Consider the following 16,096-nt stretch of genomic DNA (forward strand, 5'->3'; position numbering starts at 1 on the left):
CGTTAAAAGGTTCACTCTCTAGCATGTTTAGCGTAAGGTATTTATTTAAGTAATTAGCAACACGCCGCCTTAATAAAAACAAATGCAAGTCATTGCGTAAAAGAATATGGAAGTCCAGATGAAAAATGAACCCCTCTGTCGCTGCCCTTGGGTCGACTTATCGAAACCTGATTACGTCCAATACCATGATGAAGAATGGGGCGTTCCCGTTTATGACGATAAAACAATGTTTGAGTTTATGGTACTTGAGTCTGCTCAAGCTGGATTAAGTTGGTATACCATACTCAAAAAGCGAGCAGGCTATCGCCGCTTGTTTGCTGATTTTGACGTAACAGCTGTTGCTAAGTTTAACCAAGAAGATGTTGAGCGCTTAATGCAAGATGCTGCAATTATTCGAAACCGCTTAAAAATAGAAGCAGCGATAAATAACGCAAAACGCTTTATAGAAATTCAAACAGAGTTTGGCAGCTTTACGCACTTTATTTGGTCATATGTTAATAACGCCCCTATTGTTAATAACATTGAAAGCGCTGAGGACTACGTTGCAACCTCCCAGATTAGTAATGCTTTGGCTAAGGAGTTAAAAAAACGAGGTTTTAAGTTTTTAGGTTCAACGACGCTTTACTCTCATTTACAAGCAACTGGGTTAATTAACGACCATTTAAACAGTTGCTATAGAAAGGAGGCGGTATCAGCTTTAATTCAACCTTTATAACTCAAACCTAAACTCAAGGTTGTTATTGTTAATTTATTCTATAAATTACAACACGATAAAGTAATAAAATTGAATAAGCGCTTTGTTACAAAAGAAAACAATTTATAAGGCTCAGTAAGTTATAGTAATCATAGTATTTTAAAAAACACCGTGCCATAATATGTCATAAGGCGTTATGTTAATAAAAGCGAGAAACCTTGAACTTAACTAAAATGACCTTATTTACATAATTAGAATTAAATACCTAAGGAAGTTTTATGCAATCTAATATGAATTTTCAAACAGCGAGTCAAAGCTCTGCTGTAGAAATTAATAAAGTATTGAAAAATACTTACATGTTGTTATCAATGACTCTCGCCTTCAGTGCTGTTACTGCTGGCATTTCTATGGCGATGAACCTATCACATATCGCTGCACTTGTTATGACATTAGTCGCTTTTGGCTTAATGTTTGTTGTTAACAAGAAAGCTGACTCTGCTAGCGGTATATACTGGATTTTCGCATTTACTGGTTTAATGGGCGCCTCTTTAGGGCCAATGTTAAATGTTTATGCTGCTATGCCAAATGGTGGTGCATTAATCATGCAAGCCCTTGGTGGTACCGCATTGATCTTTTTCGTCCTATCGGGTTATGCACTAACAAGCAAAAAAGACTTCTCATTTATGGGTGGTTTTTTAATGGTTGGCCTAATCGTAGTAGTGGTTGCCAGTATTGCTAATATGTTCTTCCAAATCCCAGCATTATCACTTGCCGTGAGTGCAGCGGTAATTATGATTATGTCTGGTTTGATTTTGTTTGATACAAGCCGAATCATTAATGGTGGTGAGCGTAACTACATTCGTGCAACTATTTCATTATACTTGAACATTTATAATATCTTCGTTCACCTATTAAGCCTGCTAGGCGTATTAGGTAGTGATGACTAATAAAATAATGTACTAAGCTACTTTCATCTGTACGCTAGTGCTTTATAATAATAAACCTCGCTTTTGCGAGGTTTTTTTTTAGCTACTTTTTATTAGGAATTTTTGTGGATAAATTGGCTGTACTGATAACCACTCCACCCTATAGCAATTTAACAGTAACGGCTATTGATTACATAGAAGCAGCATTACGCTTAAATGTTAATATAGTGGGTGTTTTTTTCTATCAAGACGGTGCTTTGCACGCCAATAGCAATATACACATTGCGAGCGATGAGTATCAAGCGGTTGCAAAATTAACGCAATTACATCAGGAGTTTGGGCTAGCACTACATTTATGTATTACCGCAGCAGAAAAACGCGGTATTGCCTGCGATGCATTAAGTGAAGGCAGTGCAATTAATATTAATCCAATATTCACCGTTTCAGGTTTAGGTGAATTAGTCTCCCTAACAACAAACAGTACACGTTTGGTTCAATTCTAATACAAATTTACAAGGTAATATGAGTAGCAATGACAACTAACCTATTAGCTATAATTAATAGTAGCGCACCTTATAATCGTAATTTAGGTAAAGAATCACTCGATGTAGCATTAATTTTTGCATCGTTTGAACAAGGCGTTTCTCTATTTTTTCAAGGTGATGGCGTTTATCAATTAATTGATCAGCAAAACCCACAGAAGATATCTGCTAAAGATTATTTGAAAACATTCTCTGCGTTTGAATTCTACGATATTGAAGACATTTATATTTGCCAAGAGTCATTAACGGTACGTAATTTAAGTGAAAGCTTTCATATTGATAATGTACAAGTCTTACCGCCTGAAACCTTTGCTAAACATTTAGCAATGCACCAACAAATACTGAGGTTTTAATTCGTGAGTATTTTACACCTTATTCGTAGCTCTGCATTTCACCGCTCTGACTTTGAACAATGCCTTTCTATTGCGCAAAGCAATGACACTATTATTTTTTGTGATGACGGTTGTTACAACCTTAGCCACCCGTTAACGACAAATTTACTCGCTCAAGAAAATAAGTTAACGATAAAGGTACTGCAAGATCACGCACAAGCTAGAGCAATAATAGCCCCTCAAACAATTGAAGGGATAACGATGGAAGATTTAGTTTCTTTAACTTTTACCCACGATAAAGTAATAACATGGCAATAACATTAATATTTAACAAACAAGAAATCGCCACCGATAAACAAGGCTATTTACTTGATCATTTACAGTGGTCTGAAGCGTTAGCAGAGGTTATGGCAACAAATGATAAGTTCACGCTAAGTGATGAGCATTGGGAGGTTATTAACTTTGTTCGTACCTTTTATTTAACGTACAACACCTCACCCGCAATTAGAGCGCTCACAAAAGCAATGAAAAGTGAGTTTGGCGAAGAAAAAGCAAGTAGCCGATATTTATACCGTTTATTTCCTGATGGGCCCGCAAAACAAGCAACAAAATACGCAGGTTTACCAAAACCTGCGCGATGCATTTAGCTCATGCTAATAGTAGTTACACTTTAATATTAATGTTACTACCTACACTGCCAGACGCAGGGGCAACGTTATCAATACTAGCAGATTGTATCATTTGAATTGCCATCTGCCCTTCTAGCTCTTGTTGTTTTTTCGCTAAGTTGGCAGTTTTAAGCGCAAACCCTGTATCTGTATTTGTTTGTACTGAACTTGCAGAGCCACCAATAGTTATTGACATAAAAACACCCTCGTTAAAGTAAACTGTTATTCTCTATCGGCCGGAAAAATGTAAACTTAAGCGATTTTTAATAAATTTTATAATTAGGCTTAATAACACAAATTTTATGCCTTTAAAAATATCAAAAGCCCATCAACAAAGCTGATGGGCTTAAAGAGTAACAATTAATTTATTGTTTTATATTGATGGCAATGTTGGTACGGTAATACCCGCCATTGCAAGCATTACTCTAACTACCTGACAACTATAACCAAACTCATTGTCATACCAAACATATAATACGGCACGATCGCCATCAACAATTGTTGCTTGCGAGTCAACAACACCAGCATAACGAGAGCCTACTAAGTCAGTAGAAACAATCTCACTTGAAGCGGTATAATCTACTTGGTTTTGTAAGTCTGACTTTAAAGAAATATTGCGTAAATAATCATTTAGCGCTTCTTTGTCTGTCGCTTTATTAAGGTTTAAATTCATAATTGCCATTGAAACATTAGGCGTAGGAACACGAATAGCATTGCCTGTTAATAAACCTTTTAGCTCAGGTAATGCTTTAGCTACCGCCTTAGCTGCACCTGTTGTGCTAATAACCATATTTAGTGGTGCACTACGACCACGACGTGGCGCTGGGTGATAATTATCAATTAAGTTTTGATCATTAGTGTACGAGTGAATAGTTTCAACATGGCCATTTTTAATACCGTACTCATCATTTAGTGCTTTAAGCACAGGTGTAATCGCATTTGTTGTACAACTTGCGGCTGAAACAATTTTATCTGAAGCTAAAATCATGTCATGGTTAACACCGTAGACAATATTTTTAATATCACCTTTAGCAGGAGCGGTTAGTAAAACTTTAGCAACACCTTTAGATTTAAGGTGTTGTCCTAGGCCTTCTTCATCACTCCAGATACCTGTATTATCAACAACTAACGCATTATTAATACCATGTTCAGTATAATCAACTTCGGCTGGTGATTTAGCATAAATAACTTTAATAAATGCGCCATTCGCTTTGATAACATTGTTCTCATTATCAATAGTAATACTGCCATTAAATGCACCGTGAACAGAATCACGGCGTAACAAACTTGCACGCTTAGCTAAATCATCTTCACCTTTACTTGGGCGTAAAACAATAGCACGAAGGTTTAATTTGGCATTAGGACCAGTTTGCTCTATTAATAAGCGCGCTAACAAGCGACCAATGCGGCCAAAGCCATATAAAACAATATCTTGGCTTTGCTGGCCGGTATTATCACGGCTAACCGCAGTCAGCTCTTTCTCTAGGTATTGTTCAATTGATAAATCGTTTGCTTCGCCTAAATACAGGTAACGATAAGCAAGCTTACCCACATCAATACGCGCAGGCGCCAAATCCATGTTATTAATAGCATTAACAAATGGAAAACTTTCACGTAAACGTAATTTACTCTCTTCATGTAAAGCCACCGACTTGTGTGCTTTAATGATATCAATTGGCGATGCATTCAGTAATGGACGACCGTATACTGAAATTTCAATGCCTTTATTTCTAAAGAGTTGCCCGATAATCGGTTGCATATTTTCAGCGAACGTTTGACGCTCTTGCCAGCTTGCTTGGTAAATTTCCTCAAGATGAGAAGTCATTGATTAAACCTTTTATTACAGTCAATTGAACAATAGTCTATTATTAGCAGATAATACCTACTACCTGTTAAATAATAGCGGATAAATGGGGTAGTACTAAATCACACGCGCATTGTAATTCACTATGAAACATTTCTCCATAGGTTACAAAAATAATTTTATGGTTTATTTACTTTTATAAACACTGAACACAGAGATTAAAATGAAATTAAGATTTTTTATTATCTTTTTACCATTAACCATAGCTGGTTGTGACAATAGCCCTAACTTGGCGCAATTATGCCAAGAGAACACTGAAATATGTAACGATTTTGGTAAAGATAATTGGTGTAAAGTAGAACGTAATAATGTTTCTTTATCTCGTATCGCCTTAAAAAACAAACCCAGTGCTGATATTGAAAAGTTTACGCTACTACTCGCTTATGAAAGTTATATTAAATGTATGGCTTTAGCTTCTCAAATTCAGCACATAAAGCTGAAAGAAAAAACGACAATGAGAAAAAATCACTTACTAAAAGCGAAAGCACATTTAGTAGCCCTTACTGATGAAACGGCAAGCTCTGAACACCCTCACCTGTTGTATTATCATTGGTCAAGAACAGCAAATCGTACAGCATTAGAAAAATTTTTAGCGCTTGAGGGATCACCTATCTTAGAAAACGCAATAGATCAGTATCATTTAGCAACTTATTATGTGAAACGAGAGCCTAAAAAAACCCTGCGATTACTTTATCGTTCTTTAGAATTGCACCAACCACAAACAGAGCTTGAGGTGGAAACTTTGCAAACACTAGCCACTATTTTCACCAATAAAAAAGAGTACAAACAAGCTTATATATGGCTTAAAGCCTATGAATTGGCACAAGAAACCCCTGATAAATGGGTGGTCGAAACATTACAGCAATACCAACAAGCTTATCAATTAGATCATGAATTTTTAGATGAAGTCGCAATGAATACACTTGATAATATCTTAGCTGGTAGCTTTACTACTCCTAGATATTAGCGATAGCTGAACTTTTAACTTTAGAAACAAAAAAGCCTAATAAATAATTATTTATTAGGCTTTTTTGATACTCAATATCAATCATTAATTTTCAATAAAATCTAAACTTAATGAGTTAACACAATAGCGTTGGCCTGTAGGCTCTGGTCCGTCATTAAATACATGACCTAAATGAGATTGACAGTTTTGGCATTGAATTTCTGTACGCTGCATACCGTGGCTATTATCTTCAATATAGGCAACTTTATGCTCAAGAGCTTGAAAAAAACTTGGCCAGCCGCAGCCAGCATTAAACTTAGTTTCACTGATAAATAAAGGCTGTTCACAGCAAGCACAAACATATGTTCCTACTCGCCAATGATCATTATATTTACCCGTAAATGGCTGCTCTGTAGCGGCTAAACGACACACCTTAAAAGCATCTACTGAAAGCTTATCACGGTATTTTTCATCATTTGACATATGCAACCCCTGTTAATAACAGCCGCTAATAAAGTTAACTTATAGTTTAGCTATCTATTGCAATTGTTGCTCTATCTTTTGTTGACCATTCAACATGATATTTTTTACCTGCAGGCTTATCTGTTCTTTCAAAAGTATGTGCACCAAAAAAATCACGCTGACCTTGCAATAAATTCGCAGGTAATGTTTCACACCTTACTGAGTCATAATAAGCTAACGCCGACGAAAGTGCACCTGTAGGAATACCTTGCATCGTTGCAAAACAAATACCTTTACGCCAGTTTAATTGTCTTTCACCTAACTGCTGTGTGAAAAAGTCATCAAGTAATAAGTTTTCTAAATTCTCATTACGGTCAAATGCTTCTGTAATTGACTGTAAAAATGCTGCACGAATGATACAACCAGCACGCCAAATTTTAGCAATACTACCAAAGTCCAGCGTCCAACCGTGCTCTTTCGCTGCCAATTTCATTAACTGAAAGCCTTGTGCATAGGCACACATTTTTGCACAGTAAATAGCATCATGGAGTTGTTCAATAAGCTGTGCTTTTTCTGCATCAGAAACTGGCGATACCTCAATACCTTGCAATTGTGTTGAAGCTTGCGTACGTAAATCTTTAAAAGAAGAGATTGAACGAGCATATACCGCTTGTGCAATAGTAGGTGCTGGGCAACCTACTTCTAAACTACTCATAGCCGTCCACAGCCCTGTACCTTTTTGGCCAGCTTTATCAAGTATTAACTCAACAATGGGTGTATTAGTATCTGACGACTTATGACGTAATACTTCAACTGATATTTCCATTAAATAGCTATCAAGCGGACCATTATTCCACTCTTCAAAAATATCAGCAATTTCATCACAACTTAAACCTAAGCCAGATTTTAGAACGTGGTAAGCTTCACAGATGATTTGCATATCAGCATATTCAATACCGTTATGAACCATTTTAACGTAATGCCCAGCTCCTGCTGGCCCAATGTAAGCCGCACAGGGTTCGCCCTCACTAATAACCTGACCAGGTTGAGTACGCTCTAAAGGCTTACCTGTTGCAGGGTCAACTTTAGCGGCAATAGCTTCCCAAATTGGTCTAACACGAGCCCACGCATAAGGAGAGCCACTTGGCATTAGGGCTGGACCAAAACGAGCGCCAACTTCACCGCCTGAAACAGCTGATGAAAAGAGTAAAAAGTTACTTTTATATTTTTGTTCGCGAGCAACGGTATCAACCCAAAGGCTGTTACCAGTATCAATAATGATATCGTCTGGCTGAATGCCAGCACCAATAAGGTTTTCACATACTTGATCAACTGGTGCCCCCGCTGGAACACTCAATACAATTAAATGCGGTGCTTTTAATTGCGATAATAATTCAGTATAAGACGAACAGCCATACACTCGTGGTGTACCTGTTGTATTTTCAGCTTCGTCTTGAGCCTTAACTGCTTGAACTTTCTCATCACTTAAGTCGAAAGCCGCTATGTTAAAGCCATTATCAGCTAAGTTAAGTACTAGGTTTTTACCCATTACACCTAAGCCAATAAAGCCAATGTCACACAGAATTTTATCTTGTGTCATAAAGTATGTTCCTTGTTTTTAATAAGGCAGGAGTCAATTATTTAGCTAGAAAAGCTAAGTATCCTCGAAAATTTCGCGCATTCTATCATGCACGAGCCACTCAACAAAGTGTAGATCATGGATTAAGCATAATAATATTAAAATTTATTAATCTAGGATGACCCATTAAACCAGTATTGTACTAATTATTTCAATAATCGTGAAATTTTTAGTCATATTTACCATGTTTAGCTTGTAATATTCTCAAAATGATGTAATTTTACTACATAATGATTATATGAGGTTCCCCAGATGAAAATTAAAGTTGGTATTAATGGTTTTGGCCGTATCGGTCGTTTTGTATTTAGAGCAGCTGTAGAGCGTAACGATATTGAAGTTGTTGGTATCAACGACTTAATGGACATCGAATACATGGCTTACATGCTGAAGTATGACTCAACACACGGTCGTTTTAAAGGTACTGTTGATGTTGTTGACGGTCAGTTAATTGTCAATGGTAATGCTGTTCGTGTTACCGCAGAGCGTAACCCTGAAGACTTAAAATGGAATGAAATCGATGTTGACGTTGTAGTAGAGTCAACCGGTTTATTCTTAACAGATGAGAGCGCACGTAAACATATTACTGCTGGTGCCAAACAAGTTGTATTAAGTGCGCCATCTAAAGACGATACACCAATGTTTGTTTGTGGTGTTAACTTAAATGATTACGCTGGCCAAGATATTGTATCAAATGCTTCTTGTACTACTAACTGTTTAGCGCCTATCGCTAAAGTGTTAAATGATAACTGGGGCATTCAAGATGGCTTAATGACTACAGTTCATGCAACAACTGCTACACAGAAAACAGTAGATAGCCCATCAGCTAAAGACTGGCGTGGTGGCCGTGGTGCTGGTCAAAACATTATTCCTTCATCAACAGGTGCTGCTAAAGCGGTTGGTAAAGTTATCCCTGAATTAAACGGCAAACTAACCGGTATGGCATTTCGCGTACCAACGCCAGATGTTTCAGTAGTTGACTTAACCGTTAACCTTAAAAAGCCAGCAACTTATGCTGAAATTTGTCAAGCGATGAGTGCAGCAGCAGAAGGTGAATTAAGTGGTATCTTAGGTTACACCGAAGATCAAGTTGTTTCGAATGACTTTATTGGTGAAACTTGTACTTCAGTATTTGATGCAAATGCAGGTATTTCATTAACAGATACGTTTGTTAAAGTAGTATCTTGGTACGATAATGAAATTGGTTACTCTAATAAGGTATTAGATTTAGTTGCCTTTATCAGTAATTACGAAAAGTAATTACTCGAAAAAATAATATAAAAAAGCTAGGTTTATCCTAGCTTTTTTATGCCTAAAATTTGAAAATAACGCTCATTTATGAAAAAAATTAAACACGAATTAGCAATTCAGTCTTAATCACTTTCTTACATCATTAGCTAAATACTTATTTAATTGAAGCATTAATTTGTTGAAGTACTAACTGTGGCTCTTGTGCTTTAGTAATCGGGCGGCCTATCACTAGATAATCAACGCCAACATCAATTGCTTGCTTCGGCGTCATGATACGCTGTTGGTCATCTTGAGCAGAGCCTACAGGTCTGATCCCTGGTGTGATTAATTTAAACTCTTTACCTAATGATAATTTTAATTGTTCCGCTTCCATTGCTGAACAAACCACACCATCTAAACCACTTTCTTTGGTCAAATTTGCTAAAAAGTTAACTTGCTCAGCAGGAGATTTAGTAATACCTAAACCACGAAGATCATTTTCACTCATACTTGTAAGTACCGTTACCGCAATCAGCAATGGAGCATCATTACCATATAGATCTAACGCTTGCTTTGCTTTGGTCATCATTTGACTACCACCGCTAGCGTGTACATTTACCATCCAGACCCCTAAGTCTGCCGCCGCCGTTACTGCCTTGGCGACAGTATTTGGAATATCATGAAACTTTAAATCTAAGAAAACATCAAAGCCCTTCCCTGTTAATTGCTTAACAAACTCAGGACCAAAGTAAGTAAACATTTCTTTGCCAACTTTCAGACGAGCATCACTTGGTTCAATTCGGTCAACAAATGATAAAGCATCAGCCTTTTTATCAAAGTCTAACGCAACTACTACTTTTGGATCGTTCATGTTTTTTCCTTTGTATTCTGTACTTAATATCTTCAATACATATCAAAGATTTAATTTTATTTTTCAAATAATAACGTAATTTAATTAACAACGAAGATACTGTTTATTCGCCTTCAAGGCCCCGCACTGGTTTCAATTGTTCCCACTCATGACATGATGGACATGACCAATAATGGGTTGCACTATTAAAACCACAACTGTGACAATTATACCTGTGTTTAACTTTTAAATACTCGCTAATTAACTCTTTAATCAAACCTAAACTAGTGCTATTTTCTGCTTCGTTTTCTTGATTCTTTTGCATGTTAACAAAATGTTGAAAACCTCTAATTGTTGGTCTTCTTTTTAATGCAGAAAGAATAAACTCAATAGCTTTTTTATTACTGTGTTTTGCTTCCACATGCTCTAAGTAGCAAATCAATGCACTTGACCCCGCAGTTTCATCATAAACCTTTTTAATAAAAGCATAAAACTCATCCAGTGCATCTAAACGAGTGTAACAAGCTTTCATGGAATCAATAACGTCTGGGAAAAAATCCTTATCTTGATGATAAATAGCTTGGTAACATTGACAAGCTAATTGGCATTGCTCATGATTTTCATAAATTTTTGCCATTAAGAAGTTGGCGCGACAAGAGTTAGGATCTAAGCTCAGCGCTTGCTCTAATAACTCGATCACCTCAATAAATTTATCTTCAGCAAAAGCACTCGTTGCCAGTTCACAATAAAAATTAGCTAAAGTATGTAATTGTCTTTTATCATTTAGCTTAATGATCGTTTTTTTATGATTAAGCCCCTGTTGCCAATCTTTAGTAGATTGATAAATTTGTAATAAATAACTTAGTGACTTAACGCCGTAATCTTTTGATTTAAGTAGCTTTGAAAACATTTTTTCAGCGCGATCATAGAGTCCTGCACTTAAAAAATCTTTACCTAGCTCAAATACCGCTTGTTGTTTATCTTTAGTTGGTAAATGGTTCAACCTGACAAGGTGCTCATGCACCTTTAACGCTCGGTCTAATTCACCACGCTTTCTAAACAAATTAGCCATAGCAAAGTGGGCTTCCACACTATCGTCTTCAACTTTTAACGCGTCTAATAATGAATCTATCGCTTTATCTTGTTGATTTGATAAAAGGTAATTTAACCCTGTAGAATATTTTATTGATAGGTCTTGCTTGGCTGTTTGCTGATTTTGTTTAATGCTATTTCGGCCCATAAACCAGCCATAAGCCATAGCAACAGGCAGTAATAAGAAAAGTAATTCTATCATTAGGTCTCTTGAGATTTATTTTTAGTGAACGCTTTTTTACTACGACGGATTAGTCGCCAGCATAGTGTAACTAATAAGCCAAGTACAAAGCCGATACCTGTAAATATACTAACAGCTGCAGCAACTGTCATTTCAGTACGGGCAATTAAATAATTAAGGGTTATTAATTGACTATTTTGACTACCGAAGACAAAAGCAATAGCCAATAGTATAAAAATAATAAATAGTGTTAGATAAACTCGCACGTAGGTTCGCCTTATAAGTGTAAAGACCAAAAAAAACGGCATGGGTTAACATGCCGTTTATTATCTAATTTTTTATCTTAGTTTGCAATTTATGCCGCGGAAAGATTAACTCTTTCGCGTAACTCTTTACCAGGCTTAAAGTGAGGTACGTATTTACCACTTAACTCAACTGATTCACCTGTTTTTGGATTTCTGCCAACACGAGGTGCACGATAATGTAATGAAAAACTACCAAAACCTCTAATTTCTATGCGTTCACCTTTAGATAAAGATGAAGCCATTAATTCCAAGATTTCTTTTATAGATTTTTCCACATCTTTAGCTGATAAATGACTTAATCTATCGGCTAATTTTTCAATAAGTTCTGACTTAGTCATAAGACCTCTCAGTAGTTACCTAGCACCGTACAGCTTTACTCTAGAGTAAAAGTTAGCTCCGGCCAATGGAGTTTAAAATAAGAGAAGAGCCATATCTATAAAATAAATAACACTCTTCTCACCAGTTGTATTTACTACAACTCTTTTGCAAAGCTAGTTATCCTTTATCAGGATAAATTAGTTTTTAGCGTTTTTGAATGCTGCTGCCATAGCGCTTAAACCAGTTTCTTCAACTTGGTTTAAGTTTTCCATTGCATCGCGTTCTTCAGCTTGGTCTTTCGCTTTGATAGATAAGCTAATAGTACGGTTCTTACGATCCACACCCATAAACTTAGCTTCAACATCGTCACCAACAGTTAATACTGTAGATGCGTCTTCAATGCGGTCAACAGAAATGTCACTTACACGTAAGTAACCTTCAACACTTTCTGCTAACTCAATTGTAGCGCCTTTAGCATCAACTTCTGTGATCTTACCTGTAACAATAGCACCTTTTTTCTTATCTGCAAGGTACATATTGAACGGATCGTCTTCAGCTTGCTTAACACCTAGAGAGATACGTTCACGCTCTGGGTCAACTTGAAGAACGATAGCTGTGATTTCGTCGCCTTTCTTATATTCACGAACAGCTTCTTCACCGCCATTCCAAGAAATATCAGATAAGTGAACTAAACCATCAATGCCGCCGTCAAGACCGATAAAGATACCGAAGTCAGTGATTGACTTGATCTTACCTGAAACTTTATCACCTTTGTTGAAGTTCTTAGCAAACTCTTCCCAAGGGTTAGCAATACACTGCTTAAGGCCTAAAGAAATACGACGACGTTCTTCGTCAATTTCTAATACTAGTACTTCAACTGTGTCACCTAAGTTAACAACTTTAGATGGGTGGATGTTTTTGTTAGTCCAATCCATTTCAGAAACGTGAACTAAACCTTCAACGCCTTCTTGGATCTCTACGAAACAACCGTAATCAGTTAGGTTAGTGATACGACCAGAAAGTTTAGAACCTTCTGGGTAACGGTTAGCAATTGCTACCCATGGATCTTCGCCTAATTGCTTCATACCTAGAGATACACGAGTGCGCTCACGGTCGAATTTCAATACTTTAACTTGGATCTCGTCACCAACATTTACGATTTCACTTGGGTGCTTAACGCGTTTCCAAGCCATATCTGTAATGTGAAGTAAACCATCAATACCACCTAAGTCTACGAATGCACCGTAATCAGTAAGGTTCTTAACGATACCTTTAACTTCTTGGCCTTCCGCTAATGACTCAAGTAATTCATCACGTTCTGCACTGCCTTCAGCTTCGATAACAGCACGACGTGAAACAACGACGTTATTACGCTTTTGATCAAGCTTAATAACTTTGAATTCTAAATCTTTACCTTCAAGGTGAGCTGTGTCACGTACTGGACGAACATCAACTAATGAACCTGGTAAGAAAGCACGAATGTTGCTAACTTCAACAGTGAAACCACCTTTAACTTTACCGTTGATAACACCGATAACAGTTTCTTTTTCTTCATATGCTTTTTCAAGCACTTGCCAAGCTTCGTGACGTTTTGCTTTTTCACGAGAAAGGATTGTTTCACCAAAACCGTCATCAGTTGCATCTAATGCAACATCAATCTCATCACCAACAACTACTTCTACTTCACCAGCAGTGTTTTTGAATTGATCAATTGAGATAACACTCTCAGATTTAAGGCCAGCATCAACGATTACGTTATCTTTAGTTACTTTAACGATAGTACCACGGATAATTGAACCTGGACGTGTTTCGATTTCTTTTAAACTTTCTTCAAAAAGTTGCGCAAAATTTTCAGTCATAACTTACTTATAAACTCAGTTATTAATCCACTCAACGTCATTGTTTCATGGGGTTGTTAAAAGTGTCCAGTGCATCCTTACAGTAGACATTTGTTAAATTACTTAAATAGCAGTACAAAGTTAGCTAATTAAGAATAGGTTATTTATGTTAACTTTCCATCCGAGAATGAAAGTATTTTATTAACCACTTCCTCAATGGAAAGGTCAGTAGAATCTATAGTTAACGCACCTTCTGCAGGTACTAACGGGGCAACCTTTCGGTTACTATCTCGTTCATCCCTTTGACGTATATCATCCAGAAGGCGGCCGATTTTAACATCTAAGCCCTTTTCTTTCAACTGATTAAATCTTCGCTGCGCACGTTCTTCTGCGCTAGCGGTTAAAAAGATTTTAACGGGAGCACTTGTAAAAACAACTGTTCCCATATCTCGACCATCGGCAACTAAGCCTGGTGATACTTTGAAGGCACGTTGGCGGCGGAGTAATGCTTCTCTGACACGTGGAAACGCGGCAACCTTAGAGGCCAAAATACCAATTTCTTCAGTGCGAATAGTGTGAGTAACATCTTCGCCCTCTAAAATAACTTTACTTTCGCCTTGGCTACTAATTTTAAATTGCACATCTAAATGTGCTGCCATAGGAATTAGAGGCTCTTCATCGTCAAGGCTCACTTGATGATGTTGCGTTGCTACTGCTAATACACGATAGATTGCACCACTGTCTAATAAATGCCAGCCTAGTTGCTCAGCAACCAGTCTCGCAACGGTACCCTTACCTGCGCCACTAGGGCCATCAATGGCAATAACTGGAATGCTTTCCTGCATACTTCTTTCTCCTAACATCGAAAATCGGCGGCATTATACGGGATTTATTTAGTAAAATCGCGTATAAATGCTTTTCTGTAAAATAATTAACAAGAAACTTGAGCTAACTTGTCAAAATAGTCAGGGAATGTTTTTGCCGTACATTTAGGATCATTGATCGTAACTGCAGTATCACTTAAGGCAACAAGAGAGAAGCACATCGCTACTCGATGATCGTCATAAGTATCAATTTCTGCATGTTTCAGAGAGGTTGGTGGTGTGATAGAAATATAGTCATCACCTTCAACTACCTCGGCGCCAACTTTTCTTAATTCGGTAGCCATGGCGTTTAATCGATCGGTTTCTTTTACTCGCCAGTTATAAATATTGCGAATACTTGTTGTGCCCTTCGCAAAAAGCGCGGTCGTTGCAATTGTCATTGCGGCATCAGGAATATGATTCATATCCATATCAACCGCAGTTAACGGCTTACCAATAACGGTAATTGATTCATCATTCCAATGAATTTCTGCGCCCATTTTTTCCAGAACATCGGCGAAATGCTTGTCACCTTGAACACTCAATTTACCAACACCATGCACTGTAACTTCACCACCTTTTATCGCTCCAGCAGCTAAGAAGTAAGACGCTGATGAGGCATCACCTTCAACCATATACTTATCTAAAGCTTGATATGTTTGATTACCAATAATAGTAAAAGATTTATAATCATTGTTTTGTACGCTAACACCAAAACGTTGCATAATATCAAGAGTAATATCAATGTAAGGTTTAGAAACCAACTCACCTTCAATATTAATCACAGTATCTGTTGATAACAACGGAGCAATCATTAGTACTGCGGTTAAAAATTGGCTAGATATTGAACCGTCAATACTTACAGCATTGCCTGTTAATGCTTTGCCTTTAATTTTTACCGGCGGATAACCAGGGTTTTCTAAATATTCAATATCAGCACCTAACTGTACTAAAGCATCGCCTAAATGCCCAATGGGGCGCTCTTTCATGCGAGGCTCACCTGTTAAGATATATTCACCTTGGCTTGCAGCAAGTGCTGCACATAATGGGCGCATTGCGGTACCTGCGTTACCTAGAAATAACTCTAATGGTGCTTGGCTGTTAAAAAAACCGTTATTTCCGACAACCGTACACTCTGTACCGCAATCACTAAGTTTATAGTCAATACCAAGGCTTGTGAGCGCATTTAGCATATGATTAATATCATCGCTCACTAATAAATTAGTGATTTTAGTAACCCCTTTTGCAAGCGATGCAATTAACAATGCACGATTAGATAAACTTTTAGAGCCCGGTAAAAAAACATCACCGTTAATTTTATTGATTGGGTTTAATGTTAGTTGCTCCAC

At 37.2% G+C, this 16,096-nt stretch carries 19 protein-coding genes; 8 read left to right on the forward strand and 11 right to left on the reverse strand.

The features are described from left to right. The first annotated feature begins 118 nt into the window (after positions 1-118). The 6 genes from KO495_RS04305 to KO495_RS04330 all read left to right on the forward strand — a co-directional run bounded on the left by KO495_RS04305 (position 119) and on the right by KO495_RS04330 (position 3,141). Positions 119-715: a DNA-3-methyladenine glycosylase I gene (locus KO495_RS04305; RefSeq protein WP_215979163.1), complete on the forward strand. Its 597-nt coding sequence runs from the start codon at positions 119-121 to the stop codon at positions 713-715. Positions 716-972: 257 nt separating this feature from the next. Beyond that, positions 973-1,641 (forward strand): Bax inhibitor-1/YccA family protein, encoded by a 669-nt coding sequence (locus KO495_RS04310; protein WP_215979164.1) that lies wholly within the window; start codon positions 973-975, stop codon positions 1,639-1,641. Between the two features lie 104 nt (positions 1,642-1,745). After that, entirely contained in the window at positions 1,746-2,123 is a 378-nt protein-coding gene (tusD, locus tag KO495_RS04315; RefSeq protein WP_215979165.1) for a sulfurtransferase complex subunit TusD, read from the forward strand. Between the two features lie 29 nt (positions 2,124-2,152). Further along, positions 2,153-2,515: a sulfurtransferase complex subunit TusC gene (gene tusC / locus KO495_RS04320; protein WP_215979166.1), complete on the forward strand. Its 363-nt coding sequence runs from the start codon at positions 2,153-2,155 to the stop codon at positions 2,513-2,515. Positions 2,516-2,518: 3 nt separating this feature from the next. After that, positions 2,519-2,812, forward strand: coding sequence for a sulfurtransferase complex subunit TusB (gene tusB, locus KO495_RS04325; RefSeq protein ID WP_215979167.1), 294 nt, complete (start codon positions 2,519-2,521; stop codon positions 2,810-2,812). Further along, on the forward strand, positions 2,803-3,141 hold the full coding sequence (locus tag KO495_RS04330; protein ID WP_215979168.1) for a TusE/DsrC/DsvC family sulfur relay protein: 339 nt from the start codon (positions 2,803-2,805) through the stop codon (positions 3,139-3,141). The genes tusB and KO495_RS04330 overlap by 10 nt, the downstream gene beginning before the upstream one ends. 16 nt (positions 3,142-3,157) lie before the next feature. On the opposite strand, the gene KO495_RS04335 is transcribed toward KO495_RS04330, so the two are convergent. After that, on the reverse strand, positions 3,158-3,358 hold the full coding sequence (locus KO495_RS04335; protein WP_215979169.1) for a hypothetical protein: 201 nt from the start codon (positions 3,356-3,358) through the stop codon (positions 3,158-3,160). A gap of 177 nt (positions 3,359-3,535) precedes the next feature. Next, positions 3,536-4,987, reverse strand: a complete 1,452-nt coding sequence (locus KO495_RS04340; protein ID WP_215979170.1) for a glyceraldehyde-3-phosphate dehydrogenase — start codon at positions 4,985-4,987, stop codon at positions 3,536-3,538. Between the two features lie 202 nt (positions 4,988-5,189). On the opposite strand from KO495_RS04340, the gene KO495_RS04345 reads away from it, so the two are divergent. Then, positions 5,190-5,993 (forward strand): DUF2989 domain-containing protein, encoded by an 804-nt coding sequence (locus KO495_RS04345; RefSeq protein ID WP_215979171.1) that lies wholly within the window; start codon positions 5,190-5,192, stop codon positions 5,991-5,993. 84 nt (positions 5,994-6,077) lie between these two features. Here the strand turns inward: KO495_RS04345 and msrB are convergent, their stop codons facing one another. Further along, entirely contained in the window at positions 6,078-6,455 is a 378-nt protein-coding gene (gene msrB, locus KO495_RS04350) for a peptide-methionine (R)-S-oxide reductase MsrB (RefSeq protein WP_215979172.1), read from the reverse strand. Between the two features lie 46 nt (positions 6,456-6,501). Next, a complete protein-coding gene (gndA, locus tag KO495_RS04355; RefSeq protein ID WP_215979173.1) occupies positions 6,502-8,034 on the reverse strand; it encodes an NADP-dependent phosphogluconate dehydrogenase in 1,533 nt (510 codons plus the stop codon). Between the two features lie 291 nt (positions 8,035-8,325). Here gndA and gap point away from each other — a divergent pair, with 291 nt between their 5' ends. Continuing rightward, the gene (gene gap / locus KO495_RS04360) at positions 8,326-9,330 is read left to right on the forward strand and encodes a type I glyceraldehyde-3-phosphate dehydrogenase (RefSeq protein WP_215979174.1); all 1,005 of its coding nucleotides are present in this window, start codon (positions 8,326-8,328) and stop codon (positions 9,328-9,330) included. 145 nt (positions 9,331-9,475) lie between these two features. Here gap and pyrF read toward each other — a convergent pair whose 3' ends face one another. The 7 genes from pyrF to aroA all read right to left on the reverse strand — a co-directional run bounded on the left by pyrF (position 9,476) and on the right by aroA (position 16,096). Next, positions 9,476-10,171: an orotidine-5'-phosphate decarboxylase gene (gene pyrF / locus KO495_RS04365; protein WP_215979175.1), complete on the reverse strand. Its 696-nt coding sequence runs from the start codon at positions 10,169-10,171 to the stop codon at positions 9,476-9,478. A 103-nt stretch (positions 10,172-10,274) separates the two neighbouring features. Beyond that, positions 10,275-11,444, reverse strand: coding sequence for a lipopolysaccharide assembly protein LapB (lapB, locus tag KO495_RS04370; protein WP_215979176.1), 1,170 nt, complete (start codon positions 11,442-11,444; stop codon positions 10,275-10,277). Further along, a complete protein-coding gene (locus KO495_RS04375) occupies positions 11,444-11,689 on the reverse strand; it encodes a LapA family protein (RefSeq protein WP_343817467.1) in 246 nt (81 codons plus the stop codon). Before KO495_RS04375 ends, lapB begins: the two co-directional genes overlap by 1 nt. Positions 11,690-11,778: 89 nt before the next feature. Then, positions 11,779-12,066, reverse strand: a complete 288-nt coding sequence (ihfB, locus tag KO495_RS04380) for an integration host factor subunit beta (protein WP_215979178.1) — start codon at positions 12,064-12,066, stop codon at positions 11,779-11,781. 177 nt (positions 12,067-12,243) lie between these two features. Next, positions 12,244-13,905, reverse strand: a complete 1,662-nt coding sequence (gene rpsA, locus KO495_RS04385) for a 30S ribosomal protein S1 (protein ID WP_215979179.1) — start codon at positions 13,903-13,905, stop codon at positions 12,244-12,246. Between the two features lie 143 nt (positions 13,906-14,048). Further along, the gene (cmk, locus tag KO495_RS04390; RefSeq protein WP_215979180.1) at positions 14,049-14,729 is read right to left on the reverse strand and encodes a (d)CMP kinase; all 681 of its coding nucleotides are present in this window, start codon (positions 14,727-14,729) and stop codon (positions 14,049-14,051) included. A gap of 86 nt (positions 14,730-14,815) precedes the next feature. Next, positions 14,816-16,096, reverse strand: a complete 1,281-nt coding sequence (gene aroA / locus KO495_RS04395) for a 3-phosphoshikimate 1-carboxyvinyltransferase (protein WP_215979181.1) — start codon at positions 16,094-16,096, stop codon at positions 14,816-14,818.

The organism is Colwellia sp. D2M02, assembly GCF_018860755.1.
Lineage (GTDB): Bacteria > Pseudomonadota > Gammaproteobacteria > Enterobacterales > Alteromonadaceae > Colwellia > Colwellia asteriadis.

What these genes read in the sequence shown, in the direction of transcription:
- KO495_RS04305 (WP_215979163.1), top strand. Translation starts at nt 119, where the DNA reads ATGAAAAATGAACCCCTCTGTCGCTGCCCTTGGGTCGACTTATCGAAA.
- KO495_RS04310 (WP_215979164.1), top strand. Translation starts at nt 973, where the DNA reads ATGCAATCTAATATGAATTTTCAAACAGCGAGTCAAAGCTCTGCTGTA.
- tusC (WP_215979166.1), top strand. Translation starts at nt 2,153, where the DNA reads ATGACAACTAACCTATTAGCTATAATTAATAGTAGCGCACCTTATAAT.
- KO495_RS04330 (WP_215979168.1), top strand. Translation starts at nt 2,803, where the DNA reads ATGGCAATAACATTAATATTTAACAAACAAGAAATCGCCACCGATAAA.
- KO495_RS04335 (WP_215979169.1), bottom strand. Translation starts at nt 3,358, where the DNA reads ATGTCAATAACTATTGGTGGCTCTGCAAGTTCAGTACAAACAAATACA.
- KO495_RS04340 (WP_215979170.1), bottom strand. Translation starts at nt 4,987, where the DNA reads ATGACTTCTCATCTTGAGGAAATTTACCAAGCAAGCTGGCAAGAGCGT.
- KO495_RS04345 (WP_215979171.1), top strand. Translation starts at nt 5,190, where the DNA reads ATGAAATTAAGATTTTTTATTATCTTTTTACCATTAACCATAGCTGGT.
- msrB (WP_215979172.1), bottom strand. Translation starts at nt 6,455, where the DNA reads ATGTCAAATGATGAAAAATACCGTGATAAGCTTTCAGTAGATGCTTTT.
- gndA (WP_215979173.1), bottom strand. Translation starts at nt 8,034, where the DNA reads ATGACACAAGATAAAATTCTGTGTGACATTGGCTTTATTGGCTTAGGT.
- gap (WP_215979174.1), top strand. Translation starts at nt 8,326, where the DNA reads ATGAAAATTAAAGTTGGTATTAATGGTTTTGGCCGTATCGGTCGTTTT.
- pyrF (WP_215979175.1), bottom strand. Translation starts at nt 10,171, where the DNA reads ATGAACGATCCAAAAGTAGTAGTTGCGTTAGACTTTGATAAAAAGGCT.
- lapB (WP_215979176.1), bottom strand. Translation starts at nt 11,444, where the DNA reads ATGATAGAATTACTTTTCTTATTACTGCCTGTTGCTATGGCTTATGGC.
- ihfB (WP_215979178.1), bottom strand. Translation starts at nt 12,066, where the DNA reads ATGACTAAGTCAGAACTTATTGAAAAATTAGCCGATAGATTAAGTCAT.
- rpsA (WP_215979179.1), bottom strand. Translation starts at nt 13,905, where the DNA reads ATGACTGAAAATTTTGCGCAACTTTTTGAAGAAAGTTTAAAAGAAATC.
- cmk (WP_215979180.1), bottom strand. Translation starts at nt 14,729, where the DNA reads ATGCAGGAAAGCATTCCAGTTATTGCCATTGATGGCCCTAGTGGCGCA.